The sequence below is a fragment of the Massilia sp. TWR1-2-2 genome, from assembly GCF_049897565.1.
Lineage (GTDB): Bacteria > Pseudomonadota > Gammaproteobacteria > Burkholderiales > Burkholderiaceae_D > JAFCUW01.
Genome location: NZ_JAFCWM010000011.1, coordinates 23,790 through 48,032 on the forward strand (window position 1 = coordinate 23,790; position 24,243 = coordinate 48,032).

The 24,243-nt window shown below is 65.3% G+C and carries 27 protein-coding genes; 7 read left to right on the forward strand and 20 right to left on the reverse strand.

Features of this window, described 5'->3' with window-relative positions:
• The first annotated feature begins 1 nt into the window (after position 1).
• Positions 2 to 883 carry an alpha/beta hydrolase family protein gene (locus ACP7DD_RS12090; RefSeq protein WP_426175056.1) on the forward strand — a complete coding sequence of 294 codons (882 nt, stop codon included), beginning with the start codon at positions 2 to 4 and terminating at the stop codon, positions 881 to 883.
• Positions 884 to 939: 56 nt separating this feature from the next.
• Here ACP7DD_RS12090 and ACP7DD_RS12095 read toward each other — a convergent pair whose 3' ends face one another.
• The 13 genes from ACP7DD_RS12095 to ACP7DD_RS12155 form a co-directional block, all read right to left on the reverse strand.
• Positions 940 to 1,620 carry an OmpW/AlkL family protein gene (locus tag ACP7DD_RS12095; RefSeq protein WP_426175057.1) on the reverse strand — a complete coding sequence of 227 codons (681 nt, stop codon included), beginning with the start codon at positions 1,618 to 1,620 and terminating at the stop codon, positions 940 to 942.
• 61 nt (positions 1,621 to 1,681) lie between these two features.
• The gene (locus ACP7DD_RS12100) at positions 1,682 to 3,058 is read right to left on the reverse strand and encodes an SGNH/GDSL hydrolase family protein (RefSeq protein ID WP_426175058.1); all 1,377 of its coding nucleotides are present in this window, start codon (positions 3,056 to 3,058) and stop codon (positions 1,682 to 1,684) included.
• 179 nt (positions 3,059 to 3,237) lie between these two features.
• A complete protein-coding gene (locus ACP7DD_RS12105; protein ID WP_426175059.1) occupies positions 3,238 to 3,990 on the reverse strand; it encodes a hypothetical protein in 753 nt (250 codons plus the stop codon).
• A 3-nt stretch (positions 3,991 to 3,993) separates the two neighbouring features.
• The gene (locus ACP7DD_RS12110; RefSeq protein ID WP_426175060.1) at positions 3,994 to 4,728 is read right to left on the reverse strand and encodes an alpha/beta hydrolase family protein; all 735 of its coding nucleotides are present in this window, start codon (positions 4,726 to 4,728) and stop codon (positions 3,994 to 3,996) included.
• A 30-nt stretch (positions 4,729 to 4,758) separates the two neighbouring features.
• On the reverse strand, positions 4,759 to 5,787 hold the full coding sequence (locus tag ACP7DD_RS12115; RefSeq protein ID WP_426175061.1) for an L-threonylcarbamoyladenylate synthase: 1,029 nt from the start codon (positions 5,785 to 5,787) through the stop codon (positions 4,759 to 4,761).
• Entirely contained in the window at positions 5,788 to 6,972 is a 1,185-nt protein-coding gene (locus ACP7DD_RS12120) for a 5-(carboxyamino)imidazole ribonucleotide synthase (protein ID WP_426175062.1), read from the reverse strand.
• Between the two features lie 79 nt (positions 6,973 to 7,051).
• The gene (purE, locus tag ACP7DD_RS12125; RefSeq protein ID WP_426175063.1) at positions 7,052 to 7,552 is read right to left on the reverse strand and encodes a 5-(carboxyamino)imidazole ribonucleotide mutase; all 501 of its coding nucleotides are present in this window, start codon (positions 7,550 to 7,552) and stop codon (positions 7,052 to 7,054) included.
• Between the two features lies 1 nt (position 7,553).
• The gene (locus ACP7DD_RS12130; protein WP_426175064.1) at positions 7,554 to 8,450 is read right to left on the reverse strand and encodes a phosphoribosylaminoimidazolesuccinocarboxamide synthase; all 897 of its coding nucleotides are present in this window, start codon (positions 8,448 to 8,450) and stop codon (positions 7,554 to 7,556) included.
• 98 nt (positions 8,451 to 8,548) lie between these two features.
• Complete coding sequence (gene fba / locus ACP7DD_RS12135; protein WP_426175065.1) at positions 8,549 to 9,613, reverse strand: class II fructose-bisphosphate aldolase; 1,065 nt, start codon at positions 9,611 to 9,613, stop codon at positions 8,549 to 8,551.
• Positions 9,614 to 9,705: 92 nt separating this feature from the next.
• Positions 9,706 to 11,154 (reverse strand): pyruvate kinase, encoded by a 1,449-nt coding sequence (pyk, locus tag ACP7DD_RS12140; protein ID WP_426175066.1) that lies wholly within the window; start codon positions 11,152 to 11,154, stop codon positions 9,706 to 9,708.
• A 41-nt stretch (positions 11,155 to 11,195) separates the two neighbouring features.
• Positions 11,196 to 12,401: a phosphoglycerate kinase gene (locus ACP7DD_RS12145; protein WP_426175067.1), complete on the reverse strand. Its 1,206-nt coding sequence runs from the start codon at positions 12,399 to 12,401 to the stop codon at positions 11,196 to 11,198.
• Positions 12,402 to 12,475: 74 nt separating this feature from the next.
• Positions 12,476 to 12,820: an AzlD domain-containing protein gene (locus tag ACP7DD_RS12150; protein ID WP_426175068.1), complete on the reverse strand. Its 345-nt coding sequence runs from the start codon at positions 12,818 to 12,820 to the stop codon at positions 12,476 to 12,478.
• Positions 12,817 to 13,563: an AzlC family ABC transporter permease gene (locus ACP7DD_RS12155; protein WP_426175069.1), complete on the reverse strand. Its 747-nt coding sequence runs from the start codon at positions 13,561 to 13,563 to the stop codon at positions 12,817 to 12,819. Before ACP7DD_RS12155 ends, ACP7DD_RS12150 begins: the two co-directional genes overlap by 4 nt.
• A 227-nt stretch (positions 13,564 to 13,790) precedes the next feature.
• Between ACP7DD_RS12155 and ACP7DD_RS12160 the strand changes: the two genes are divergently transcribed.
• From ACP7DD_RS12160 to ACP7DD_RS12175, 4 genes are read left to right on the forward strand one after another with little or no spacing between them, the layout of a single operon-like run.
• Positions 13,791 to 13,988 carry a zinc-finger domain-containing protein gene (locus tag ACP7DD_RS12160; protein ID WP_426175070.1) on the forward strand — a complete coding sequence of 66 codons (198 nt, stop codon included), beginning with the start codon at positions 13,791 to 13,793 and terminating at the stop codon, positions 13,986 to 13,988.
• Between the two features lie 9 nt (positions 13,989 to 13,997).
• Entirely contained in the window at positions 13,998 to 14,429 is a 432-nt protein-coding gene (locus tag ACP7DD_RS12165) for a YybH family protein (protein WP_426175071.1), read from the forward strand.
• Positions 14,430 to 14,437: 8 nt separating this feature from the next.
• Positions 14,438 to 15,415, forward strand: a complete 978-nt coding sequence (locus ACP7DD_RS12170; RefSeq protein WP_426175072.1) for a YheT family hydrolase — start codon at positions 14,438 to 14,440, stop codon at positions 15,413 to 15,415.
• Entirely contained in the window at positions 15,408 to 16,037 is a 630-nt protein-coding gene (locus ACP7DD_RS12175) for a DUF2946 family protein (protein WP_426175073.1), read from the forward strand. The genes ACP7DD_RS12170 and ACP7DD_RS12175 overlap by 8 nt, the downstream gene beginning before the upstream one ends.
• A gap of 77 nt (positions 16,038 to 16,114) precedes the next feature.
• Here the strand turns inward: ACP7DD_RS12175 and ACP7DD_RS12180 are convergent, their stop codons facing one another.
• Positions 16,115 to 17,599, reverse strand: a complete 1,485-nt coding sequence (locus tag ACP7DD_RS12180; RefSeq protein WP_426175216.1) for a M48 family metalloprotease — start codon at positions 17,597 to 17,599, stop codon at positions 16,115 to 16,117.
• 199 nt (positions 17,600 to 17,798) lie between these two features.
• Between ACP7DD_RS12180 and moaC the strand changes: the two genes are divergently transcribed.
• Positions 17,799 to 18,287 (forward strand): cyclic pyranopterin monophosphate synthase MoaC, encoded by a 489-nt coding sequence (moaC, locus tag ACP7DD_RS12185; RefSeq protein WP_426175074.1) that lies wholly within the window; start codon positions 17,799 to 17,801, stop codon positions 18,285 to 18,287.
• Positions 18,288 to 18,431: 144 nt separating this feature from the next.
• Positions 18,432 to 18,731, forward strand: coding sequence for a hypothetical protein (locus ACP7DD_RS12190; protein WP_426175075.1), 300 nt, complete (start codon positions 18,432 to 18,434; stop codon positions 18,729 to 18,731).
• A 262-nt stretch (positions 18,732 to 18,993) separates the two neighbouring features.
• Here the strand turns inward: ACP7DD_RS12190 and ACP7DD_RS12195 are convergent, their stop codons facing one another.
• The 6 genes from ACP7DD_RS12195 to sucC form a co-directional block, all read right to left on the reverse strand.
• On the reverse strand, positions 18,994 to 19,467 hold the full coding sequence (locus tag ACP7DD_RS12195) for a pilin (protein ID WP_426175076.1): 474 nt from the start codon (positions 19,465 to 19,467) through the stop codon (positions 18,994 to 18,996).
• A gap of 401 nt (positions 19,468 to 19,868) precedes the next feature.
• Positions 19,869 to 20,342: a pilin gene (locus tag ACP7DD_RS12200; protein WP_426175077.1), complete on the reverse strand. Its 474-nt coding sequence runs from the start codon at positions 20,340 to 20,342 to the stop codon at positions 19,869 to 19,871.
• Positions 20,343 to 20,781: 439 nt separating this feature from the next.
• A complete protein-coding gene (locus ACP7DD_RS12205; protein WP_426175078.1) occupies positions 20,782 to 21,255 on the reverse strand; it encodes a pilin in 474 nt (157 codons plus the stop codon).
• A 200-nt stretch (positions 21,256 to 21,455) separates the two neighbouring features.
• Entirely contained in the window at positions 21,456 to 22,025 is a 570-nt protein-coding gene (locus tag ACP7DD_RS12210) for an FHA domain-containing protein (protein ID WP_426175079.1), read from the reverse strand.
• Between the two features lie 101 nt (positions 22,026 to 22,126).
• On the reverse strand, positions 22,127 to 23,008 hold the full coding sequence (gene sucD / locus ACP7DD_RS12215) for a succinate--CoA ligase subunit alpha (RefSeq protein WP_426175080.1): 882 nt from the start codon (positions 23,006 to 23,008) through the stop codon (positions 22,127 to 22,129).
• 15 nt (positions 23,009 to 23,023) lie between these two features.
• A complete protein-coding gene (sucC, locus tag ACP7DD_RS12220) occupies positions 23,024 to 24,193 on the reverse strand; it encodes an ADP-forming succinate--CoA ligase subunit beta (protein WP_426175081.1) in 1,170 nt (389 codons plus the stop codon).
• Between the last annotated feature and the right edge of the window lie 50 nt (positions 24,194 to 24,243).

Genomic DNA, 24,243 nt, shown 5'->3' on the forward strand with positions numbered 1-24,243 from the left:
GGTGCTCGCCCGCATGGAGCTGGCGCCGGGCGCGCCCGCGCGCAACGCCGGCTGGATCTCGGTCGAGGTGCGCGACCCGGTGCAGGGCGTCGCGCTCGCCCTGCATATCCTCTATCCGACGCTGGCAGCGCCGCGCCCCGCGCAGTTCGGCCCGTACGAGATCGAGGTCGCCCTGGATGCGCCTGTGCACGGGCATGGCCTGCCGCTGGTGCTCATTTCGCACGGCGGCGGCGGCTCCTCGCTGACTCATCGCGACCTGGCGGTGGGCCTGGCGCGCGCCCGCCGTGTCGTGGTGCTGCTCGATCATCCTGGCAATAATCGGGCCGACAACAGCCTGCAGGGAACGCTGGCGAACCTGGCGAACCGCCCCCGCCATGTCCGGCTGGCGATCGACGCCGTCCTTGCCGACGGCGTCATCGGGCCGCACCTGCTGGACGACAAGGCCGCGCTGATCGGGCATTCAATGGGCGGCTATACCGCGCTGGCGGCGGCTGGCGGCAAGGCCGTTGCCGGCGAAGCGGTGGCGGTGGCGCCCGATCCCCGCATCAGCGCGCTGGTGCTGCTGGCGCCGGCCTGCGGCTGGTTCGGCGCCGACGGCGCGCTGGCCGGCGTCGATGTGCCGATCATGCTGAGGACGGCGCAGCGCGACGAGCTCGCGCATCATCTGCACGCCGACCTCGTCAAGCAGGGCGTGCGCGATCCGGCCAGGGTCGACTTCCAGGTCGTGCCGAACGCCGGCCATCACGCATTCCAGAGCCCCTTCCCTGCCGGCATGGCCGGTCCCGGCTTTGCGCCGTCGCAGGACCCGGCCGGCTTCGATCGCGCGGCATACCAGCCGATCTTGCTTGCCGAAATACTCGCCTTTCTCGACAGCGTTGCCTGAGCTTGTGCCGGGACGAAAAAAAACCCGCCGTGGCGGGTTTTTTACGTCCAGCAAGATCAGAACTTATAGCCGACCGCCACCACCACCGCCAGCGGATCGAGCTTGATCTTCTGCGTCTGCCCGGTCGAGAACTTGGGTTCGATTTCGAGGAAAGTCTTCACCACCGTCAGGTCGACGAACCATTTCGGATTGATGTTGAACGCCAGGCCTGCCTGCAGCGATGGCGCCGCTTTCGACTTGATCTCGAACGTGGTGGCCGGACCGCCCGTGTTGAGCAGCGCCGTCAATTGCCCCGAGCCGGTTTCCTTCTGAAAGTACACATACGTCGCGCCAACCCCGACAAACGGCCGCAGCATCGCTTCAGGCTGGAAAAAACGGTATTGGATGAACAGGCTGGGCGGCAGCACCTCGACCGTGCCGAGCTGGCCGGTGCCGGCAATGGCGCCGGCGCCGTACAGCTTGTGCGTGTACGGCACGCCCAGCGCCAGCTCGGCCGAGATATGGTCGGTCAGGCCATAGGCAAAGATGAACACCGGCCGCGTATCGCTGCCGACGTCCACTAGGCTGTTCGGCAGCGCCGGCGCCGAGATCGCGCCGCTGTCGACCTTCGGCGTGATCTTGCCGACGCCGATCTTGGCGGTAAACTGGCCGGCGCTTTGCGCCGCGGCGCCGGTGGCGAAGGCCAGCGCGCAGGCTGCCGCAAGCAGCGTTATGACGCTTTTCAATCGTTGATTCATGTCGTCTCCTGATTCATTTAAGGTGTGGCTCGCGCCAATCGCAATTGCGGGGCGGCGGGCCTTACAGCCAGCCCTTCTGCGCCATGTACTTCGAGACGTAGCGCGCCAGCAGCAGCTGCACGAACGGGGTCGGGTGCACTTCGTCAGCGAACGAATAGTGGCTGACGTCGCCGGCGATCAGGTTGGTGCCGTTGCACACCAGCGAGCTGCCCAGTGCATTGCGCGGCGCGGTCAGGTCGCAGGCCGGGGTGGTGACGTTGGTCAGGCCATACGGACCGGGATTGGTGGCCTGGTCGTGGCTGGCGGCGTAGGCATCGACATACAGCACCTTGGCATCGGCGGACACGCCGGCGAAGAGCGCGTCGTTGAAGGCCTTGACCATGCTGTTGACCAGCGCGTTGGTACCGGCGTCGAGCGAGCGGCCCAGCGGCGTGGTGCCGATGTCGGGCATGTTGTTGACCACCACGAAGTTGGCGCCGTTGCCGACGATACGGGTCTTGATCAGCGTGGCCAGTTCGGTGCCGGTGGCAGCCATCGCGGCCACCAGTTTCGGTCCGTTGGCGGCGGCATAGTCGGCGCCGGCCTTGGCGCCGGCGGTCGCCGCGGCGGCCTGGGCCTTGGCCACCATCGGGCCATACACGCTGACCGAGGCGACTGCCGAGTTACCCGGCTGCACTGCGGCAGCGCCGACGGCCGCCTGCACCACGCTGGTGTCGGTGTGGCCGGGACGCGCAGATTCGGTCTGCAGCGCGGCGCCGATTGCCTGCGCGGCCGCCTGCGGATTGGTGGCGTCGGCGGCCAGCAGGCCGACCAGCGTCGAACCGAAGGTAGCGTTGCCGGCGGCGGTGCCTGCCGCGGTACCGCCGGCCGACAGGCCAGCGAGCTGCATGAAGACATCGTTGGCGCCGGCCATCATCAGCACCAGCTCGTCGCCCTTGAATTTGCCGCCGGTCGCGTTCAGGTGATTTTGCACCTGGGTTGCCACCGGCAGCGTCAGGGCGCCGACCGGGCTGCCGGTCAGCTTGTTGCTCGGTCCGACCGGGTTGCTGACGCGGGCGCCGCCCTGGGCGTAGCCGTAGCAGCCAGGATGCGCGGTGACGGCGACGGCGAAGCCCTTGGTGGCATCGCCCTCGAGACCGGTCAGCGCCGGGCATGGCGCCGGCAGCCCCAGTTGGGCGGCCATCAGTTCGGTCCAGTTCTTGCCCGTCAGCGCAGGGTTGACCGAGGCCAGGTCGCCGTTGATGCCGAACTTGCCGCCGCCGAGCGTCTTGACGGTGCCGACGGCGTAGGTGCCGATGTCGGACAGACTGTCGCCGAACGACACCTGGGCGCTGTACTTGTTTTTGAGGGTCTGGTCGCCGCCGGAGCTGCCGTTGCCGCCGCAAGCGCTGAGGACGGCCGCCGTCAGCAGCGCGAGCGCAATATGTGAGTGACGCATTGTGTCTCCTGATTATTTTAATTGCTGGACAGTGTTATCGAACGGGCGTGCTATTCGCATCCGTATAATATGCCAGAGCCCGCTAACCTTGTATAGAAAAAACATTGCGAATTCCGTCAGCCGGAAGCAACAGCGGGGACGCGGCGCGCCGTGATACAGGGCGCGCCGGCAGGGATAGCTCAGCGCTGCACTGACTCGAAGAAGTCGCGCGCGGCCAGCATGCAAAATGGCGCGGCAAGAGCGGCGTGGTAGTTCGATTCGACGGCGTCGTCGGCCGACTTGCCCTGACGGATGGCGTCGGCCCGCAGCGCCACCTTGGCGGCGATGAAGCCGAGCTTGGGCGTACGGTAGGGATCAGACAGCCCGGGAAGGTCGTCGAGGTCGATTTCGACCAGCGCATACTGCAGCGCCTGCGCATGGAAATAGCGTCCCGCCGACACGCTGTTGAGGTACGGCACGGTGGGGTCGCCGCTGCCGCCGCACAGCATCAGCGGCGAGCCCGGCGTGTAGGTGCGCAGGTCGTTGTTGCGGAAGAATTTGCGCAGCGGATGGGCCGGCGCGCAGTCGAGCGGCGTGGCGCCGCTGCGATCGCACTGGTTGGCCGCCATGACGGCCAGGTAGGCGTCGCGGTAGCTGGTGCGGATCAGGTTGCCGTCGCCGAAATACTTGCCGTAGCCGGAAGCCTGCGGCATCGAATCGGCCGCGAACAACGCCGTGACCGGCAGCTTGCCCGCTGCGACCTGCTCGCCCAGACTGACCGCGCCGGGCAGCAGGCCCTCGATAGTGGCGGCGTAACGATCTTCATACACTTGCTGCGGCGCCGCGTAGAGCGCCGCGCCGCCGCGCTGAGCCGCGCTGATCAGCATCGGCAGGAAGGCGGTGAGGCCGATGCGCGGCGAGCCGGCGAACTGGGTGTCGCCGAACTGCGCCATCGCTTACGGGCCGGACAGCCCGGCCACCGCGGCCGGCTTGAATTCGGCGCTGTTCAAGGCCTGCATCGCGCGCTGGGTGGCCAGCGCCGCGTGGCCGCCCTGCGAGTAGCCGGCGACGAACAGCCTGCCCGAATCGCTGGCGCCGATAGCGGCAAATGCGCGGCGGCTGGCGCGCAGGGCGTCGATCATGTCAGCGCCCTGCTGCTCGGCGTTCAGGCAGGGATGGTAGGACAGCGCGCTGCCCGCATAGCCGGCGTAGTTAGGGGCGACGACGATGAAACCGCGCGCAGCATACATCGCCGCCACCAGTTGCGCTTCGCGGTTGCCCTGCAGGTTGGCCATGTCGAACGACTTCTCGAACGACGTCGCGTGCACGTACAGCAAGACCGGGCGCGAGCCGGCGCAGGCGGCGGCGCTGCCGGAAGGCACCACGATCGCCGCGCTGGACTCGGTGGCCTCGCCGGCGCCGCCCACGGTGTGGTACCTGACGGTGTAGGTGCTGATCGCGCACTGCGGCGTGCCGGTGATCCTGGTGGCGCCGGCAAAGCTCGTCTCGAGCAGTGCGGCCAGCACGCTCGGATCGATCTTCGGGCCGGCCGCGCTGGGGCCGGCCGCCACGCTGCCGCGCTCGGCCGCCGCCGGCGGGCCGGGCGGCGGCGCCCCGCTCCCTCCGGCGCCGGGGCCGCTGCCGCTGCCGCTGCCGCTGCCCCCACAAGCTGAAATGAACAAAGCCAGCAAAAGGGGGACGACGGCGCGGATGGGATTCCTCTATATGGTTAGTTCCTGGTTGAGCAGCCCGTGCACGATGCCGGTGGAACCGTGCGCGGCGCGGCGGAGACGGTCGTTGACACCGAGCCAGGCGCCGCCGACGGGTGGCGCCTCGACCAGGATCAACTCAGCACCAGTAGTATCCATCGCGCGCAGCGACGCATATAGCGCGTACGCAAAGCCATCCGGACTATCAGGCAGCCTCGTCTGCGCATGGGCGGCCGGCAAATCGGAGTAGTGAATCAGCGCGACCTTGCGGCCGGCGCGCTGCAGTTGTTCGAGCGTGCGCTTCAGCGTGGCCGTGTCCTGCATCGCCACCGGCGTGTGCGGCGCGTAGTGCGATTCGAGCGTGCCGGACGCGCGCGGCGCGGCGACGTCGGGCGCCGCCGGCAGCCGGTCGATCACGGCGGCGATCGCTTCGGCGCTGACCTGGCCGGGACGCAGCAGCACCGGGCCGTGCGTGGCCAGGCGCGACAGGTCGACGATGGTCGATTCGATGCCGACCTGGCTCGGCCCGCCGTCGAGCACGGCAGCGAGCACGCCGTCCGCACCGAATTCATCACGCACGTGTTGCGCGGTGGTCGGGCTGACGTTGCCGAACTTGTTGGCCGACGGCGCCGCGATGCCGCCGCGCCCGCCCTTGAACTGCTGCAGCAGCGCGATCGCCACCGGATGCGCCGGGCAGCGCAGCCCGACCGTATCCTGGCCGCCGGAAACGGCCGGCGGGATGTGCGCGGCGCGCTTGAGGATCATCGTCAGCGGGCCCGGCCAGAAGGCGGCGGCCAGCTGGCGCGCTTCGTCCGGAATCTCGGCCGCCCAGTAATCGAGGTCGGCGCCGGGGGCCAGGTGAACGATGACGGGATGGTCCTGCGGGCGGCCCTTGGCGGCGTAAATCGCCGCCACGGCGGCCGGGTTCTCGGCGTCGGCGCCGAGGCCATACACGGTTTCGGTCGGAAACGCCACCAGCGCGCCGCTTTCCAGCGCGCGCGCGGCGGCGGCGATCTGCGCCGGGTCGACAGGCACGCTCATTTACAGTGCGATGTCGAGGATGACGCAGGCGGCGCGCAGCTGCTGCTGCGCTTCGGCCAGCGTCGGCGCGACAAACGTCGCGTGGCCCATCTTGCGGCCTGCCCGCGCTTGTTCCTTGCCGTACAGGTGCAGGAAAGCGCCAGGCAGCGCCAGCAGCTGGTCCCAGGCCGGTTCGCGCAGCGTACCGCCGTCGAACCACAGGTCGCCGAGGATGTTGAGCATGACGGCCGGCGAATGCTGGCGGCAGTCGCCCAGCGGCAAGCGCGCCATCGCCCGCACCTGCTGCGCGAACTGGCTGGTGACGCAGGCGTCGATCGTGTAGTGGCCGCTGTTGTGCGGGCGCGGCGCCATTTCATTGACGACCAGGCTGCCGTCGTCGAGCACGAAGAACTCGATGCACAGCACGCCGACGTAGCCGAGTTTGGCGACGATGGCGCGGGCGGCGTCCTGCGCGCGGCGCGCGCAGGCGGCGGCGACGTTCGGGCCCGGCACGGTGGTGGTAAACAAGATGCCGTCGCGGTGGACGTTTTCGGCGATCGGGTAAACCACCGAGGCGCCATCGTCGCCGCGCGCGGTCAGCACCGACACTTCGTAGGCGAGCGGCAGCATTTTTTCCAGCAGACAGGTCACACCGTTCATCGCGGCGAATGCGGCCTCGACGTCGGCGCGGCTGTTGACGCGCACCTGGCCCTTGCCGTCGTAGCCCATGCGTACTGTCTTGAGGATGCCCGGCAGCAGCGCGGCGGGAATGGCGGCGATGTCCTGCAGCGACGCGATGACCTGGTGCGGCGCCGGCAGCACGCCGGACTCGGCGGCGCAGTCGACGAAGAAGCGCTTCTCGGCGATGCGGTCCTGGGCGATCGAGACGCAATCGGCGGACGGCGCAACGAAACTGTGCTGCGCCAGCAGCGCCATGCTGTCGGCCGGCACGTTTTCAAATTCGGTGGTGACCGCCGCGCACAATGCCGACAGTTCGGCCAGCGCCGCCGCGTCGCTGTAGCCTGCCGTGATCAGGCGCTCGGCCACCTGGCCGGCGGGGCAGTCGGTGGCAGGCTCGAGCACGGCAACCTTGAAGCCCATGGCCTGGGCGGCGTGGGCGAACATGCGGCCGAGCTGGCCGCCGCCCATGACGCCGAGCCAGGTGGCCGGCGACGCCTGCGGCAGGAAAGGTAAATTCTGTTTCATACGACTGGTGTCCAGAAAATATTGCCAACTCCGTCGTCCTGGCGCAAGCGAGGACGACGTGCTGCGGTTTTCGCCATGTTCATACCGGCGGCAGAGTCATCGCCTTGGCAGCGGCGGTCTGCGTGCGGCGAAACTCTTCGAGCTTTGCGGCCAGTGCATCGTCGGTGGCGGCCAGCATTGCCACCGCCGTCAGCGCGGCGTTGGCGGCGCCCGCTTCGCCGATGGCAAACGTGGCCACCGGCACGCCTTTGGGCATCTGCACGATCGACAGCAGCGAGTCTTCGCCGCGCAGGTAGCGCGACGGCACCGGCACGCCGAGCACCGGCACGATGGTCTTGGCGGCCAGCATGCCCGGCAGGTGGGCGGCGCCGCCGGCACCGGCGATGATCGCGCGCAGGCCGCGCGCGCGCGCGCTGCTTGCATAGGCAAACATCTCGTCGGGCATGCGGTGCGCCGAAATGACCTGCGCTTCATGCGGGACGCCGAACTGCTCGAGCATCGCGACGGCGTGCTGCATCACTTCCCAGTCGGACGAGGATCCCATCACGACCCCGACGAGCACCTTGCTGGTTTGCTCCATGTCAGGCCTTCAGCTTTTCGCCGGTGAGGCGTTCGATCGCCTCGAAGTACTTGGCCTGGGTGCGCGAAATGACGTCCATCGGCAGGTTCGGCGCCGGCGCGCTCTTGTTCCACTCGGTCAGCGTTTCGAGGTAGTCGCGCACGAACTGCTTGTCGAACGACGGCGGCGAACTGCCCGGCTGGTACGAGTCGGCCGGCCAGAAGCGCGACGAGTCGGCCGTCAGCACTTCGTCCATCAGGTGCAGCACGCCGTGCTCGTCCAGGCCGAACTCGAACTTGGTGTCGGCGATGATGATGCCGCGCGTGGCGGCGTAGTCGGCGGCCGCGCCGTACAGCGCGATGCTGATGTCGCGGATCGTGGCGGCCAGTTCGCTGCCGATGCGCCGCTCCATGTCGTCGAAGCTGATGTTTTCGTCGTGTTCGCCGAGGTCGGCCTTGGCCGCCGGCGTGAAGATCGGCTCGGGCAGCTTGTCGGCCTGGCGCAGGCCCTCCGGCAAGGTGATGCCGCAGACGGCGCCGGTGGCCTGGTAATCCTTCCAGCCGGAACCGATCAGGTAGCCGCGCACCACCGCTTCGACCATGATCGGCTCGAGCCGCTTGGCGACGACGGCGCGACCGCGCACCTGGCCGGCTTCTTCCGGCGCGACCACGCTTTCCGGATCGATGCCGGTCAGGTGGTTCGGCACGATGCCTTCGAGCTTGTCGAACCAGAAATCGGTCATCTGGTTCAGCACCAGGCCCTTGCCGGGAATCGGTTCGTTCATGACGACGTCGAACGCCGACAGGCGGTCGGTGGTGACGATCAGGATCTTGTCGTCGCCGACGGCGTAGTTGTCGCGGACCTTGCCGCGGCCGAGCAGCGGCAGCGAGGCGATGGTGGATTGATAGAGGCTGTTCATAGGATGGGATACCGGAGGAGCTGGGCCGGCGCGAGGCCGGCGGAAGAAGTCAGGCCGCGCAACGCGGCCTGTTCGAAACGAATTTTACTCCAACAACGTTACTTGACGATCTGCGACAGTTCGCCCTTGGCATAGCGCTCGGCCATTTTCTCGAGCGGGATCGGCTTGATGCTGGCGGCCTGGCCTTCGCAGCCGAACGACACGAAGCGCGATTTGCAGATCAGCGTGGCCGCTTCGCGCGCTGGCTTGAGCCAGTCGCGCGCGTCGAACTTGGACGGGTTCTCGAACATGTACTTGCGCACCGCCGCCGTCATCGCCAGGCGGATGTCGGTGTCGATGTTGATCTTGCGAACGCCGTGGCGGATGCCCTCCTGGATCTCTTCGACCGGCACGCCGTAGGTTTCCTTCATGTCGCCGCCGAATTCGCGGATGATCGCCAGCAGTTCCTGCGGCACCGACGACGAGCCGTGCATGACCAGGTGGGTGTTCGGGATGCGCGCATGGATTTCCTTGATGCGGTCGATCGCCAGGATGTCGCCGGTCGGCTTGCGCGAGAACTTGTAGGCGCCGTGCGAGGTGCCGATGGCAATGGCCAGCGCGTCGCATTGCGTGCGGGCGACGAAGTCGGCCGCTTGCGAGGCGTCGGTCAGCAGCTGCTCGCGCGTCATGGCGCCGTCGGCGCCGTGACCGTCTTCCTTGTCGCCCATCATCGTCTCGAGCGAACCGAGCACGCCCAGTTCGGCTTCGACCGACACGCCGATCGCGTGCGAGAACTTGACCACTTCGCGCGACACTTCGCAGTTGTATTCGTAGCTGGCAACGCTCTTGCCGTCGGCCTCGAGCGAGCCGTCCATCATCACCGAGGTGAAGCCGGAGCGGATCGCGGTCATGCACACCGCCGGCGACTGGCCGTGGTCCTGGTGCATGACGACCGGGATGTGCGGATACGCTTCGACGGCGGCGTCGATCAGGTGGCGCAGGAACGCTTCGCCGGCGTACTTGCGCGCGCCCGCCGACGCCTGCATGATCACCGGGCTGCCGGTGGCGTCGGCGGCGGCCATGATGGCCTGCACCTGTTCGAGGTTGTTGACGTTAAACGCAGGCAGGCCATAACCGTTTTCGGCGGCATGGTCGAGAAGTTGACGCAGGGATACGAGTGCCATGGTAGTACTCCAAACAATAGTAGAAATCGGGGCCTGCGCGCAACGCCAGGCGGGTTATCGTTCATCGAACTAATCGTTCATCGACCTGATCGTTAGTCGAACTCGCCGACGCGCACGATCTTCAGTGCGTTGGTGCCGCCGACCTGTCCCATCGGCTCGCCCCAGGTGCAAACGATCATGTCACCTTTCTTGACGATTCCTTTGGCGACCATCAAATCCTCGGCCTGCCTCAGCACCGCGCTGCTGTCGCCTTGCTGCGTCAGGTGGTAGGCGTGCACGTTGCGGTACAGCGAGACCTTGCGCTGGGTGCTGACGATCGGCGTGAGCGCGAAGATCGGCGTGTCGACCCGGTGCCGGCTCATCCACAGCGCGGTCGAGCCGGACTCGGTCAGCGCGGCGATCGCCTTCACGCCCAGGTGGTGCGCGGTAAACAGCGTGCCGTAGGCGATCGACTGGTCGATGCGGGTAAATTTCACGTTGAGGAAATCGGCGTCGAGCGTGTTGTACTCGGACAGCTCGGCTTCGACGCAGATGGCCGCCATCATCTCGACCGTCTCGATCGGGTACTTGCCCGACGCCGTCTCGGCCGACGTCATCACCGCGTCGGTGCCGTCGAGCACCGCGTTGGCCACGTCGGACACTTCGGCGCGGGTCGGCACGGCATTGAAGATCATCGACTCCATCATCTGGGTGGCGGTGATGGCCAGCTTGTTCGACGCGCGCGCCATGCGGATCATGCGCTTTTGCAGCGCCGGCACGGCCGCGTTGCCCACTTCGACGGCGAGGTCGCCGCGCGCGACCATGATGCCGTCGGAGGCGTCGAGGATTTCCTGCAGCGCGGGAATCGCTTCGGCGCGCTCGATCTTGGCGATCATCATCGGCTTGTGGTGGTACTGCTCGCCGGCGATGTTGGCCAGCTGGCGCGCCATTTCCATGTCGGTCGCGCTTTTCGGAAACGAGATGGCCAGGTAGTCGGCCTGGAAGCTCATCGCCGTCTTGATGTCTTCCATGTCCTTGGCCGTCAGCGCCGGCGCGGTCAGGCCGCCGCCCTGGCGGTTGATGCCCTTGTTGTTCGACAGCTCGCCGCCGACCTTGACGGTGGTGCAGATTTCGTGGCCGACGATCTTGTCGACCACCAGCACGATCAGGCCGTCGTTGAGCAGCAGCTTGTCGCCCGGCTTGACGTCGCGCGGCAGCGCCTTGTAGTCCAGGCCCACGCGTTCCTGGTTGCCCTTTTCGCCGTTGTCGCCCCACTTGGCGTCAAGAATGAACTTGTCGCCTTGCTCGAGCATGATCCTGCCCTCTTCGAACTTGCCGACCCGGATCTTCGGTCCCTGCATGTCGGCCATGATCGCCACTTCGCGGCCGCACTCGGCGGCGGCGGCGCGCACTGCGTTGGCGCGCGCGATGTGGTCGGCTGCGGTGCCGTGCGAAAAGTTCAGGCGCACGACATCGACCCCTGCGCGAATCATGCGTACCAGCATATCGGGATCGGACGACGCCGGGCCGATGGTTGCAACGATCTTAGTGCCACGGAACATAGAGTGCCTTCAGGGTGGTAGCAGCCGGGGTGCGCTGCAGGTCAGGTCGAACTGCGCTGTAACAGGATCTCCACCGCCGGCAAGGTTTTACCTTCAAGAAATTCCAGGAACGCGCCGCCGCCGGTCGAGATATAACCGATTCTATCGGTAATGTTGTATTTTGCAATGGCCGCCAGCGTGTCGCCGCCCCCGGCGATCGAAAACGCCGGCGAATCGGCGATCGCCAGCGCCAGCGTCTTCGTGCCTTGGCCGAACTGGTCGAACTCGAACACGCCGACCGGGCCGTTCCACACGATGGTGCCGGCCTGGGCGATCTGCGCGGCCAGCGTCGCGGCGGTGACCGGGCCGATGTCGAGGATCATGTCGTCGTCCTGGACGTCGGCGACGTTCTTGACGGTGGCGGCGGCGGCCGGCGAGAACTCCTTGGCGCAGACGACGTCGACCGGAATGGGCACCTGCGCGCCGCGCGCGGCCATCATGTCGATGATCGCCTTCGCTTCGGCCACCAGGTCCGCTTCGACCAGCGACTTGCCGATGTTCAGGCCGACCGCCTTCATGAACGTGTTGGCGATGCCGCCGCCGACGATCAGCGCGTCGACCTTGTCGGCCAGCGCTTTCAGGATCGACAGCTTGGACGATACCTTCGAGCCGGCGACGATCGCCAGCAGCGGGCGCTTCGGCGCGCCGAGCGCCTTGCCGAGCGCGTCGAGTTCGGCTGCCAGCAGCGGGCCGGCGCACACCACGGGCGCAAACTTGGCGATGCCGTGGGTGGTCGCTTCGGCGCGGTGCGCAGTGCCGAACGCGTCGTTGACGTAGATGTCGCACAGCTTTGCCATCTTCTGCGCCAGCGCGTCGTCGTTCTTCTTTTCGCCCTTGTTGACGCGGCAATTCTCCAGCAGCACGACCTGGCCCGGCGCGACGTCGACGCCGTCGACCCAGTCCTGCTTGAGCTCGACCGATTGTCCCAGCAGTTCGGCCAGGCGCGCGGCGACCGGCGCCAGGCTGTCTTCCGGCTTGAACGCGCCCTCGGTCGGGCGGCCCAGGTGCGACGTCACCATCACGGCAGCGCCGGCGTCGAGTGCGGCGCGGATCGCCGGCACGGAGGCGCGGATGCGGGTGTCTTCGGTAATGTTGCCGGCGTCATCCTGCGGCACGTTGAGGTCGGCGCGGATAAACACGCGCTTGGCGGGGAGCAGCCCCTGGTCGATCAAGTCTTGCAGGCGGGTGAAATTGAGGACGGCGTGCATGGCTTCCCGGGAGTAAAAGTAGAAAGATCGCTATTTTACCTGATGAACATGTGCTTCGGACGCCCGTGCCGACCTCAGGCGGGCACGCCGAACAGCGGAAACAGCCGCAGCGCCGTAAACATCAGCATGCCGAACACGATCGTCTGCAGCATATTGCGCCGCACCACATAAAACAGCACCGCGGCCGCGCCCGCCAGCAACTTCGGATTGGTCAGCGCCAGCTGCAGCTCGCCCTGGCTGCCCAGCAACAAGTCAGGCGCAATAATCGCCGCCAGCGCGCACGCCGGCGCATAGCGCAGCACTTCCTGCACCCGCTTCGGAATGGTGATGTGGTGGCCGACCAGCCAGAACGAACTGCGCGTGGCCGCCGTCGCCACGGCCAGCGCGCCGATGACGGCCCAGATTTCGAGCTCGCTCATGCGCGTCCTTTCAGTTTTTCCAGCGTTTCCTCGACCACCATGGCGGTGATCATGCCGATCACCACCGCCGCCAGCAGGCCCAGCTTGTACGGCAGGCCGGCCGCCAGCACCGCCACCGTACCGGCCACCAGCACGCCGCACAGCGCCGCCTTGTTGACGATCAGCGGCACCGTGATGCAGATGATCGCCAAGGTGCCGGCAAAGCCGAGGCCCCACTGCGGCGGCACCGCGCTGCCGACGAAGATGCCGGCGATCGAGCCGACTTGCCAGGCTATCCAGTTCGGATACATCAGCCCTTTCAGGTACGACAGCTTGCCCGGCGCCGGCCGCTCGTCCGGGAAGCGCTGCAAAAACAGCGCCACCGTCATGTCGCCCGACACGTAGCCGAGGGCGAAACGCTGGCGCCACGGCAGGTGGGAAAAATGCGGCGCCAGCAGCGCCGAAAAGATGACGAAGCGCAGGTTGACCACCAGCGCGGTGGCGAAGATCACCCACACCGGCGCGCTGGCGACGATCAGCGGCAACGACGCCAGCTGGGCGGAACCGGCGAACACCAGCAAGGTCATACCTAATGCCTGGGGTATCGACAGGCCCGCCTTGACCATGGCGATGCCGACCACCAATCCCCACGCGCCAATGCCGAACAGCGTCGGCAAGCCGGTCTTGAAGCCTTCGCGCCAGGCGGCGGCGTCGTGCTCGTCGGGCGGTGCTGCCTGGTCGGCGGGGGCGGGCTGGGTGCTCATGTGGTTTTCCCGCCACAGCGAGCGCGCGCGGCAGGAACAGGAAAGCGGGAACGAGGAAGCATGAAGCGCACGAAGATGTGTGGCGAGCAGCCCGGATTCGAATCGAACAGGAGCGTGTCGCCGTTTTTTGTCAGAGCGCTATTTTACCGATCATTCCGGCCAGGCGCGTGAATCGTCTAAAATCGTGGTTTTGCCTCGGCCCAATTGGCCCGCCTCACGGAGAAATCATGAACGACACCAAAACCCCCGCCGCGGTCACGCTCGACGCCAAGGACCTGCCCGCCTATTGCCCGAATCCGGCCATGCCGCTGTGGTCGTCCCATCCGCGGGTATTCCTCGATTTCGGCCATGACGGCCTGGCCAAGTGCCCGTATTGCGGCACCGAATACCGCCTCAAGCCGGGCACGGTGTTGTCGCATCACTGATCGTTCGCCATGAAAACCGCCAAGCAACAGGCCGGCAGCGCGGCCGACATCGAGGCAGCGTTCTACGAGGCGCTCAACCGCGCCGATGTCGAGGCGCTGATGGCGCTGTGGGCCGACGACGATGAAATTTTCTGCATCCACCCGGGCGGCCCGCGGCTGCAAGGCCACGCCGCCATCCAGGCGTCATGGGAAGCGATCCTGGCGCAGGGCGGCCTGCAGATCCGGCCGTCGCAGCTGCACGAGACGCACAACCTGATGAGCGCGGTGCACACCGTGATCGAAGGCGTCACCTCGTCGGGCACCAGCGAGCCGGCCCACCTGGTCGCCACCAACGCCTACATGAAGACGCCGCGCGGCTGGCGCATGGTGCTGCACCATGTGTCGGTGGCGCCGGGGCCGGTTCCGGCCGTCCAGCACGCGTCGTCCACCAGCCTGCATTGACGAGCGCGATGGTCTACCCCGCCCCAGCCTGGCTGCCCGGCGGCCACCTGCAGACGATCTACCCGGCCGTGGCGATCGCCGCGCCGGCGGTGACGTATCGGCGCGAACGGTGGGACGCTCACGACGGCGACTTCGTCGATGTCGACTTCGTCGACGGCCAGCCCGGCAAGCCGCTGGTGGTGCTGTTTCATGGGCTGGAAGGTTCGTCGAACAGCCATTACGCGCGCGCCATGATGGCCGAGGTGGCCGCGCGCGGCTGGTCCGGCGCGGTGCCGCATTTTCGCGGCTGCTCGGGCGAAGCGAACCGCGCGCCGCGCTTCTACCACTCGGGCGACGCCGGCGAGATCGACTGGATCTTGCGGCGCCTGCGCGGGCGTCACGCAGGCCGGCTGTACGCCACCGGCGTTTCGCTCGGCGGCAATGCGCTGCTGCGCTGGCTGGGTGAATCGCAGCACCAGGCCGAACTGGTCGACGCCGCCTGCGCGGTGTCGGCCCCGCTCGACCTGACGCGCGGCGGCGCGGCGCTGTCGTCCGGCCTTAACCGCATCTACACGCGCATGTTCCTGCGCACCTTGAAGCCCAAGTGCCTGGCCAAGCTGGACCATTTCCCCGGCCTGTTCAACCGCGATGCACTGCTCGCCGCGCGCGACCTGTACGCGTTCGACAACGTCGTCACGGCGCCGCTGCACGGCTACCGCGACACCGACGACTATTGGGATCGCGCGAGCGCCAAGCACGTGTTGGGCGACATCACCGTGCCGACACTGGTGCTGAACGCACGCAACGATCCCTTCCTGCCCGGCATCTACCTGCCGACCAGCGCCGCGCCGAGCGTCACGCTCGAGTTTCCCGAGCGCGGCGGGCACGTCGGCTTTGCCGCCGGCCCCATGCCTGGCCGGCTCGACTGGCTGCCGCGCCGCCTGCTCCATTTCCTCGAAGGCGCGCCCTCCGTCGGCAAAATATGCGAAGCTGACGGCCATGGATGACATCGTCAAGCAGGCAATGGTCAAGTGGCCCAACGTTCCCGATTGCTACGGCTGGCTCGGTCTCGACGCGCGCGGCGCCTGGCGCATGCGCGACGAGCGCGCCCAGCACCTGAATCTGGCGGGCGACAAGGTCAAGCAAGAAGCGCTGCTCGGCTTCATCAACCGCAACTATGGCGCCGACGAACGGGGCCGCTGGTATTTCCAGAACGGCCCGCAGCGGGTCTACCTGAATCTGGAAGCGACGCCGTACATTGTCCGCACCGATCCGCAACCGGGACTGGTGGTGCAGACCGGCGAAGCGTTCGGCGTGCCGGAACGCGCGTTCATGACGGAGGCGGGCGCGCTGATCCTGCAGGGCGGCGGCAAGGTCGCCCAGGTCGACGACCGCGACGTCGCGCAGTTGATGGAGTCGCTTGAACTCGATGGCAAGGCGGCCAGCGATGAGGTGCTGATGGCATGGCTGGAAGGTGGGGTCGGCGCCCTGGTGCTGCGGGTCGCCGGCAAAGCGGCGCCGGTGGAACGCATCGCGGCAGCTGACGTGCCGGTCCGCTTCGGTTTCGTTCGCCTGCCTGGCCCGGATGCCGCAGGGCGTCAGACCCCGGTTGTTCCTTTGGGGGGCTGACCCTGGTTGGGTTGGCGCCTGCAAACCGGGGACTCGGCGTCCCCGTCATACCCTGAAAGAAGAAACGGGTCAGACCCCTACCGCTCCTTCTTTTCCTTCTTTTCTTCCTTGACGCGCTCTTGCAGTTCGCGTTCGCGCGCGTCGATCGTCGCCAGGTCGTAGAACGACGCATCGGGCGCCTTGCGCGCGATCGTCAGCTGGTCGACCGCCGCCGGCACCGCGCCGCTGAGCACGTACGATTCGGCCAGCGCGATATGCTGCAAGGTCAGCTTGCCCTGCGCCGCATAGGTTTGCGCCAGCAACTCGTACAGCTTCGGCTCTTCGCGGTACAGCCGCACCTGCTCGCGCAGAAATACTGCCGCCTTGTCGAGCTGGCCACTTGCAATCAGCGCCTTGACATACTGGCGCGCGATGCCGCGCGACAGCGGAAACTGCTGGTAGGCCTGCTCGGCCTCCTTCAGCGTCAGCGGCGCCATCGATGCCGGCTGGCCTGGCGCCAGCTTGATCTCGAGCGACATGCTGGCGAACATCGACGCCGCATCCGAGGCGCTCTGCCCGGTCGAGAATACCGCCCCGGCCACCGGCCTCATCGTCGCGCGCGCTTTGGCCAGCAAGTCACCCGCCTTCGCCAGCTCGCCGCGTTTGAGGGCCACCAGTGCCAGACCGTACTGCGCCGCCGCCTGCTGCTGCCGGCTCTGGTTGGTCAACTGGAACTCGAACACCTTGGTCGCATCGATCAGGCCTTGCGTGCTGACATCCTGCAACACCCGCGCGCGCGCACGCACCAGGTGAAATTCCAGGCCATCCACGCGCTGCCTGAACGGCGTCTCGCGGATGCGCGCCTGGATGTCGGCGATCCGCTCCGACGTCAGCGGGTGGCTCATCAGCCAGGGCGGCGTCAGGTCCGAATACACCTTGGTTGCCGTCTGCAGCCGCTGGAAGAACGCCACCATGCCCGACGTGTCGTAGCCGCCCGAGCCCATGATCTGGAAGCCGACGCGGTCGGCCTCGCGTTCGGCGTCGCGGCTGAAATTGAGCTGGCGCTGGATCTGCAGGCCCTGGCCGCCCATCATCACGCCGACCGCCGCGTCCGGTCCCGCCTTCGACGCCAGCGCCGCGAGAATCAACGCCGCCAGCGGCATCAGCGCATCCTGCTTCTGCTGGCCGATCATGCGGGCGATGTGGCGCTGGGTGACGTGGCCGATTTCGTGCGACATCACCGACGCCAGTTCCGACTCGTTCTGCGCCGCCAGCAGCAGGCCGGTGTGGGCCGCGATGAAGCCGCCTGGCAGCGCGAACGCGTTGAGCATCGGGTCGCGCACCGCGAAGAAATAGAAGTCGGCGCCGGTTTCGCCGCGTGCGCCGGGATAGGCGGCGACCAGCGCGCTGCCGAAATTGTTCAGGTATTCGAGGATGGCGTCGTCGTCGAGGAAATCGTGGTCGCGCCGCACGTCGCGCATGATCTCTTCGCCGAGCTTGCGCTCGATGACGGGCGACAGGTCGCCGCGGGCGCTGTCGCCGAGGGTCGGCAGGATGTTGTTGTTCGGCCTGAGCTGAGCCATGCCGGACGGCGGCGCGATGGCCAGCGCGGCAAACGCAGACAGGCAGGCGGCCGCCAGCAGGCGACGCGCGCGGGGCGCCGGAAGCCCGACGGCAGGATCGATTTTCGATTTCACGGTGCTATCATACCTGCAACCGCGGCGCTGGCACCGCGCCCCGCGCGCACCGAAACATTTGTTACCTCAACCGACTGAAGCCTCCATGACCAATGACACCAATCTGACCCACTTCGACAGCGCCGGCCAGGCCCACATGGTCGACGTCGGCGCCAAGGCCGACACCCAGCGCGTCGCCGTGGCCGCCGGCACCATCCGCATGAAGCCGGACACGCTGACGCTGATCGTGTCCGGCAATGCCAAGAAAGGCGACGTGCTCGGCATCGCCCGCATCGCCGCCATCATGGGCGCCAAGCGCACCAGCGACCTGATTCCGCTGTGCCACCCGCTGGCGCTGACGCGGGTGACGGTGGATTTCGACGTCGACCAGCCAGCCAGCAGCGTGCACTGCCGCGCGCAGGTGGAGACGTTTGGCAAAACTGGCGTGGAAATGGAAGCGCTGACTGCCGTGCAGATCGGCCTGCTGACCATTTACGACATGTGCAAGGCGGTCGATCGGGGCATGGTGATGACCAATGTGCGGGTGCTGGAAAAGCACGGCGGCAAAAGCGGAGATTGGTTGGCGGCAGTGTAAGGCCGCAACGATGCCGAGAAGGCGCGTTTTTGATCAACCGAACTTCTGCGACGCTAACTGATCTGAACATCAACGCACCACGCAGTCTGAGCTATCCGCTCGGACATCGTGAGGTCGCACCAATCTTTCGAAAGTGAGGTCATGATGAAAACAAGTGCATGGCTGTTCGCAGCAGCAATGGGCGCCGCCGGCCTGGCGCTGGCGCAATCCGCCCCCCAATCCGCCGTCACAGAAAGTACCGATCCGGCAAAGATCGCTGAAATCGAGCGCCATGCTCAGGACCTCGCGGCGCGCACGCAGTCGTCCGCCGCCGCAACCACGAACGAGCATCAACATGCCAAAAAGCCTCACAGCGCACGCCACCACAAGCACAAAGCGAAGAATAAGTCGGCGATGCAAGACAATGCGCCGTCGGATCAGCCGGCCACCATCGAAGGTAAATAGCCTAGGACACTGACTTGCTGCCGATGCTGGCTTCCTGCATCGAGCGGTTGTCGGACCGGCTCGAGATGTTCAGCTACGGCGTTCAGTTCGTCAACCTCGATTCGTCCCACCACACCCTGCTGCAGAACATGACCTACGAGGCGCTGATCGCCGATCGTCAGAAGGTCGTTGGATCGCCGGGCCTGAATGACAAAATCCCCGCTGGCGTCGCCGCCAGCAGGGATTTTGGTAAGGGCGGCGCCGGATGCCGCATAACGCTACATTATGTCGCTGCTCCGGTGCAGACGCTGGCTGGGCCGACGAGTTTCTGGACTACCGTGGTGGCGCAGGTCCACTTGCCGTCGGTGGCGTTACGGCTCAGGGTGATGGTCTTGCCCTTGACTTGAGCCGAGCCGCCGACGATGGTCGCGGTGACAACGCCAGCCGTGGTGGAGGTGGTGACGACGATCGTGGTGTTGGCGTTTGCAGCTTGTACGCCGACTGCGGCCTCGGTTGCTGCTGGCGCGGTGCCGGCTGCCGGAATGACCGGGGTCAGACCGTCGTTCAGTGCGACTTCGAAACCCGTCTTGGCAGGGGCTACTTCAGCCAGCGCAGCGGCAAATTTCGATTTGGCGACATAGTCCTGGTACGCAGGAATTGCCACGGCAGCCAGGATACCGATAATAGCCACAACGATCATCAGTTCGATCAGGGTGAAACCAGCTTGTGCCTTCTTAACCATTTTCATCGATTTCATTTTGTTGCTCCTAGTGTAGGGGGTTAACACGTTGAATGCTTCTGAGTTTATGTATAGCAACAGACGTGCCAGCTTGGAAATATACGTTTTCGTTGTAGTGACGCTATTAACCGTCAATTGATCGACATGTTTTGTCCGCCCGCTGACAAATTTTGTCAGACCGCCGGCAAAAGCTTGTCACTTTCTGACGCCGAGGCCGCGACAGACTGGCGACCTGCGCGATTACCTGTTTGAACTCCCTCGGCCGCGCGCATCCTCTCAACGGCGATGAGTCTTATTGAATGCCGTTCACCGCTATTTCGAAAGGCCCAACTGAGTGGGGCCATCGCTAAATTAAGAACCCCGGCTTGCGTCGCCGCAAGCCGGGGTTTTCGTTCAGCCGGCGCCTGCGCGCCGCTAAATTACGTCGCTGCGCCCGTGCAGACGGTAGCCGGGCCAACGAGTTTCTGGACTACCGTGGTGGCGCAGGTCCACTTGCCGTCGGTGGCGTTACGGCTCAGGGTGATGGTCTTGTCCTTGACTTGAGCCGAGCCGCCGACGATGGTCGCGGTGACAACGCCAGCCGTGGTGGAGGTGGTGACGACGATCGTGGTATTGGCGTTTGCAGCTTGTACGCCGACTGCGGCTTCGGTTGCTGCCGGCGCGGTGCCGGCTGCCGGGATGACCGGGGTCAGGCCGTCGTTCAGCGCAACTTCGAAGCCCGTTTTGGCAGGGGCTACTTCAGCCAGCGCAGCGGCAAATTTCGACTTGGCGACATAGTCCTGGTACGCAGGAATTGCCACAGCAGCGAGGATACCGATAATAGCAACAACGATCATCAGTTCGATCAGGGTGAAACCAGCTTGTGCCTTCTTAACCATTTTCATCGATTTCATTTTGCTGCTCCTAGTGTAGGGGGTTAATACGTTCAATGCTTCTGAGTTTATTTAGAGCAACATCCGTGCCAGCTGAAAATACGCGTTTTCGTTGCAGTGACGTTATTTAACATTAATTGGATCGACATTTTTTGTCTGCCCTCTGACAAATTCTGTCAGGCCGCCGAAAAAATCTGTCAATTTCTGACGCGATCGCCCCTACCTTGACACGTCCGCGCGCCCGGCACGGGGAGGCCGCGACAGGCTCGCGACCCGAACGATTAACTGTTCGACCTCGCTCGGCCGCGCAGCTCCCGACGGCGGTCAGGTCGGTTTGACTCCGCCGTTCACCGCTAGTTCGAACGGCCCGACTGAGTGGGGCGTTCGCTCAATGAAAGACCCCGGCTTGCGTCGCCGCAAGCCGGGGTTTTCGGTCAGCCGGCGCGTGGGCGCCGCTAAATTACGTCGCCGCGCCCGTGCAGACGCTAGCCGGGCCAACGAGTTTCTGGACTACCGTGGTGGCGCAGGTCCACTTGCCGTCGGTGGCGTTACGGCTCAGGGTGATGGTCTTGTCCTTGACTTGAGCCGAGCCGCCGACGATGGTCGCGGTGACAACGCCAGCCGTGGTGGAGGTGGTGACGACGATCGTGGTATTGGCGTTTGCAGCTTGTACGCCGACTGCGGCTTCGGTTGCTGCTGGCGCGGTGCCGGCTGCCGGGATGACCGGGGTCAGGCCGTCGTTCAGCGCGACTTCGAAGCCGGTTTTGGCCGGCGCTACCTCAGCCAGCGCTGCGGCGAATTTCGACTTGGCGACATAGTCCTGGTACGCAGGAATTGCCACGGCGGCGAGGATACCGATAATTGCCACAACGATCATCAGTTCGATCAGGGTGAAACCAGCTTGCGCCTTCTTAACCATTTTCATCGATTTCATTTTGCTGCTCCTAGGGTAGGGTTATATGTTCAGTGCTTCTGAGTTTATGTAGAGCAATAGACGTGCCAGCATGGAAATAACGGCTTTCCTTATGCATACGTTATTAAATTACGGCTCATTCGACGTTTCTTGTCGCACAACTGACGAAAATTGTCAGTTTCCCACCGAATATTGTCATCTTGACGACGCGGAGCGTCGATTCATCCCGATTGGGCTGCAAAGCGCATGCGGGTGCCGGTCAGTTCCAGTTCGTCGCCGTCGGCTAGCCGGCGCGGCGTGCGGCCGACCGGGACGCCGTTAACCTGCGCGGCGGCCACTCCCTGCACTTGGGCGACGAAATAGCCGTCAGCCTGACGGCTGATGACGACCACCAGCACCCCGGGGCTACCGAGTGTCGTCAGCGGCTTCGACAGAATCAGCACCCTGCCGGTACTGACGCCATTGAGCACCTCGATGCTGGCCAGCGCCGGCGCGACCGGCGCGCCGTTCGCCATATAGTCTATGCGGACATCGCCGATGGTGACGCGGTCGCCGTCCGACAACACCTTGCGGCCGATGCGCAGCCCATTGACGAAGGTGCCATTGCTGCTGTCGAGGTCCTCGATTGTTGCCATGCCGTCGATGCTGGTGACGGCGGCATGGCGGCTGCTGACGGCCTGGTGACCGATCACCACGTCGTTCTGCGGATGCCGGCCGATGGTGGTCTGGCCGGCGCCGAGTTCGACCTCCTGCACTGCCTTCGCATCGCGCGATATGATTATTTTCGCCACTGCTGGCCTCCAGGGTCGGCTGTAAACGCCAACGGGGAGCTTGCGCTCCCCGTTGATTGTACCTCTGCCGCCCAGTGATGTTTAGCTGGGCATTAATTACTTTACAGCATGGCTTTCAGCAGGCGCGCCATTTCCGACGGGTTCTTGGTGGCCTTGATGCCGCACGCTTCCATGATGTCGAGCTTGGCTTGCGCGGTATCGGCGCCGCCCGAGATCAGCGCGCCGGCATGGCCCATGCGCTTGCCCGGTGGCGCGGTGACGCCGGCGATGAAGCAGACCACTGGCTTCTTCATGTTGTCCTTGATCCAGTAGGCAGCGTTCGCCTCATCCGGTCCGCCGATCTCGCCGATCATGATGACCGCATCGGTCTCAGGATCGTCATTGAACATCTGCATGATGTCGATGTGCTTCAGGCCGTTGATCGGGTCGCCGCCAATGCCCACGGCCGACGATTGGCCCAAGCCCAGCGCGGTCAATTGGCCGACTGCTTCGTACGTCAACGTGCCCGAGCGCGAGACGACGCCGATGCGGCCCTTCTTGTGGATGTGGCCCGGCATGATGCCGATCTTGATTTCGTCAGGCGTGATCAGGCCAGGGCAGTTTGGACCGAGCAGCAAGGTCTTCGAGCCGGCTTTCGCCATGCGGTCTTTCAGCGCCATCATGTCGCGCACTGGAATGCCTTCGGTGATGCAGATGGCCAGGTCGAGTTCGGCTTCGACGGCTTCCCAGATCGCCGCGGCAGCGCCTGCTGGCGGCACGTAGATGACCGACACGTTGGCGCCGGTTTCTTTTTTCGCTTCGGCGACGCTGGCGAAAATCGGGATGCCTTCGAAGTCGTCGCCGGCCTTCTTCGGGTTCACGCCGGCGACAAACGCCTCTTTGCCGTTCGCGTAGTCGCGGCACATGCGGGTGTGGAACTGACCGGTCTTGCCGGTAATTCCCTGGGTAACTACTTTGGTATCTTTATTGATCAGGATCGACATGTTGTTTCCTTCGGATTAGGCTTTACCAGCAGCGGCGGCGACGACGGCCTTGGCTGCGTCTTCCATCGTATCGGCGGCGATGATCGGCAGGCCGGAGTCGGCCAGCATCTTCTTGCCGATCTCTTCGTTGGTGCCCTTCATGCGCACGACCAGCGGCACTTGCAGCGACACCGCTTTCGATGCGGTGATGACGCCTTCGGCAATGACGTCGCAGCGCATGATGCCGCCGAAGATGTTGACCAGGATTGCCTTCAGGCCCGGGTTCTTCAGCATGATCTTGAACGCTTCGGTGACTTTTTCCGCCGTGGCGCCGCCGCCGACGTCGAGGAAATTGGCCGGCTCGCCGCCGAACAGCTTGATCGTGTCCATGGTCGCCATCGCCAGGCCGGCGCCGTTGACCAGGCAGCCGATGTTGCCGTCGAGCGAAATGTAGGCGAGGTCGAACTTCGATGCTTCGACTTCGGCCGGATCTTCTTCGTCGAGGTCGCGGAAGGCGACGATCTCAGGGTGGCGGTACAGCGCGTTCGAATCGAAATTGAATTTCGCGTCGAGGGCGATGACGCGGCCGGCGCCGTCGACGATCAGCGGATTGATTTCGGCCAGCGATGCGTCGGTATCCCAGTACGCCTTGTACAGGCCCATCAGCTGGGTGCGCGCGTCGGCGATCGAAGCGGCAGGCACGCCGATCTTGGTCGAGATGTCATCGGCTTCGGCGGCGGTCAGGCCGACCGACGGGTCGATGGCGATGGTGTGGATTTTTTCCGGGTTCGAGTGTGCAACTTCCTCGATGTCCATGCCGCCTTCCGACGAGGCCATCAGCACGACGCGCTGGCTGACGCGGTCGGTGACCATCGACACGTACAGTTCCTGCTTGATGTCGGCGCCTTCTTCGATCAGCAGACGGCGTACCTTCTGGCCGGCTTCACCGGTCTGGTGGGTAACGAGCTGCATGCCCATGATCTGGTCGGCATATTCCTTGACCTGCTCGAGCGACTTGGCGACCTTGACGCCGCCGCCTTTACCGCGGCCGCCGGCGTGGATTTGCGCCTTGACGACCCATACCTTGCCGCCCAGCGTCTCGGCTGCCTTGACAGCCTCGTCCACGGACATGCACGGGATACCGCGCGGTACCGTCACTCCGAACTGCCGGAGGATTTCTTTGCCTTGATACTCATGGATTTTCATGCTGGCTTTCCCTTCTTCTGATACTGAATGTAGAAATACGGTTTAAATAC

Coding starts and splice junctions, on each gene's coding strand:
- ACP7DD_RS12095 (WP_426175057.1), bottom strand. CDS start 1,620: ATGAATCAACGATTGAAAAGCGTCATAACGCTGCTTGCGGCAGCCTGC.
- ACP7DD_RS12100 (WP_426175058.1), bottom strand. CDS start 3,058: ATGCGTCACTCACATATTGCGCTCGCGCTGCTGACGGCGGCCGTCCTC.
- ACP7DD_RS12105 (WP_426175059.1), bottom strand. CDS start 3,990: ATGGCGCAGTTCGGCGACACCCAGTTCGCCGGCTCGCCGCGCATCGGC.
- ACP7DD_RS12115 (WP_426175061.1), bottom strand. CDS start 5,787: ATGAGCGTGCCTGTCGACCCGGCGCAGATCGCCGCCGCCGCGCGCGCG.
- ACP7DD_RS12120 (WP_426175062.1), bottom strand. CDS start 6,972: ATGAAACAGAATTTACCTTTCCTGCCGCAGGCGTCGCCGGCCACCTGG.
- purE (WP_426175063.1), bottom strand. CDS start 7,552: ATGGAGCAAACCAGCAAGGTGCTCGTCGGGGTCGTGATGGGATCCTCG.
- ACP7DD_RS12130 (WP_426175064.1), bottom strand. CDS start 8,450: ATGAACAGCCTCTATCAATCCACCATCGCCTCGCTGCCGCTGCTCGGC.
- fba (WP_426175065.1), bottom strand. CDS start 9,613: ATGGCACTCGTATCCCTGCGTCAACTTCTCGACCATGCCGCCGAAAAC.
- pyk (WP_426175066.1), bottom strand. CDS start 11,154: ATGTTCCGTGGCACTAAGATCGTTGCAACCATCGGCCCGGCGTCGTCC.
- ACP7DD_RS12145 (WP_426175067.1), bottom strand. CDS start 12,401: ATGCACGCCGTCCTCAATTTCACCCGCCTGCAAGACTTGATCGACCAG.
- ACP7DD_RS12150 (WP_426175068.1), bottom strand. CDS start 12,820: ATGAGCGAGCTCGAAATCTGGGCCGTCATCGGCGCGCTGGCCGTGGCG.
- ACP7DD_RS12155 (WP_426175069.1), bottom strand. CDS start 13,563: ATGAGCACCCAGCCCGCCCCCGCCGACCAGGCAGCACCGCCCGACGAG.
- ACP7DD_RS12160 (WP_426175070.1), top strand. CDS start 13,791: ATGAACGACACCAAAACCCCCGCCGCGGTCACGCTCGACGCCAAGGAC.
- ACP7DD_RS12165 (WP_426175071.1), top strand. CDS start 13,998: ATGAAAACCGCCAAGCAACAGGCCGGCAGCGCGGCCGACATCGAGGCA.
- ACP7DD_RS12170 (WP_426175072.1), top strand. CDS start 14,438: ATGGTCTACCCCGCCCCAGCCTGGCTGCCCGGCGGCCACCTGCAGACG.
- ACP7DD_RS12175 (WP_426175073.1), top strand. CDS start 15,408: ATGGATGACATCGTCAAGCAGGCAATGGTCAAGTGGCCCAACGTTCCC.
- ACP7DD_RS12180 (WP_426175216.1), bottom strand. CDS start 17,599: ATGGCTCAGCTCAGGCCGAACAACAACATCCTGCCGACCCTCGGCGAC.
- moaC (WP_426175074.1), top strand. CDS start 17,799: ATGACCAATGACACCAATCTGACCCACTTCGACAGCGCCGGCCAGGCC.
- ACP7DD_RS12190 (WP_426175075.1), top strand. CDS start 18,432: ATGAAAACAAGTGCATGGCTGTTCGCAGCAGCAATGGGCGCCGCCGGC.
- ACP7DD_RS12195 (WP_426175076.1), bottom strand. CDS start 19,467: ATGAAATCGATGAAAATGGTTAAGAAGGCACAAGCTGGTTTCACCCTG.
- ACP7DD_RS12200 (WP_426175077.1), bottom strand. CDS start 20,342: ATGAAATCGATGAAAATGGTTAAGAAGGCACAAGCTGGTTTCACCCTG.
- ACP7DD_RS12205 (WP_426175078.1), bottom strand. CDS start 21,255: ATGAAATCGATGAAAATGGTTAAGAAGGCGCAAGCTGGTTTCACCCTG.
- sucD (WP_426175080.1), bottom strand. CDS start 23,008: ATGTCGATCCTGATCAATAAAGATACCAAAGTAGTTACCCAGGGAATT.
- sucC (WP_426175081.1), bottom strand. CDS start 24,193: ATGAAAATCCATGAGTATCAAGGCAAAGAAATCCTCCGGCAGTTCGGA.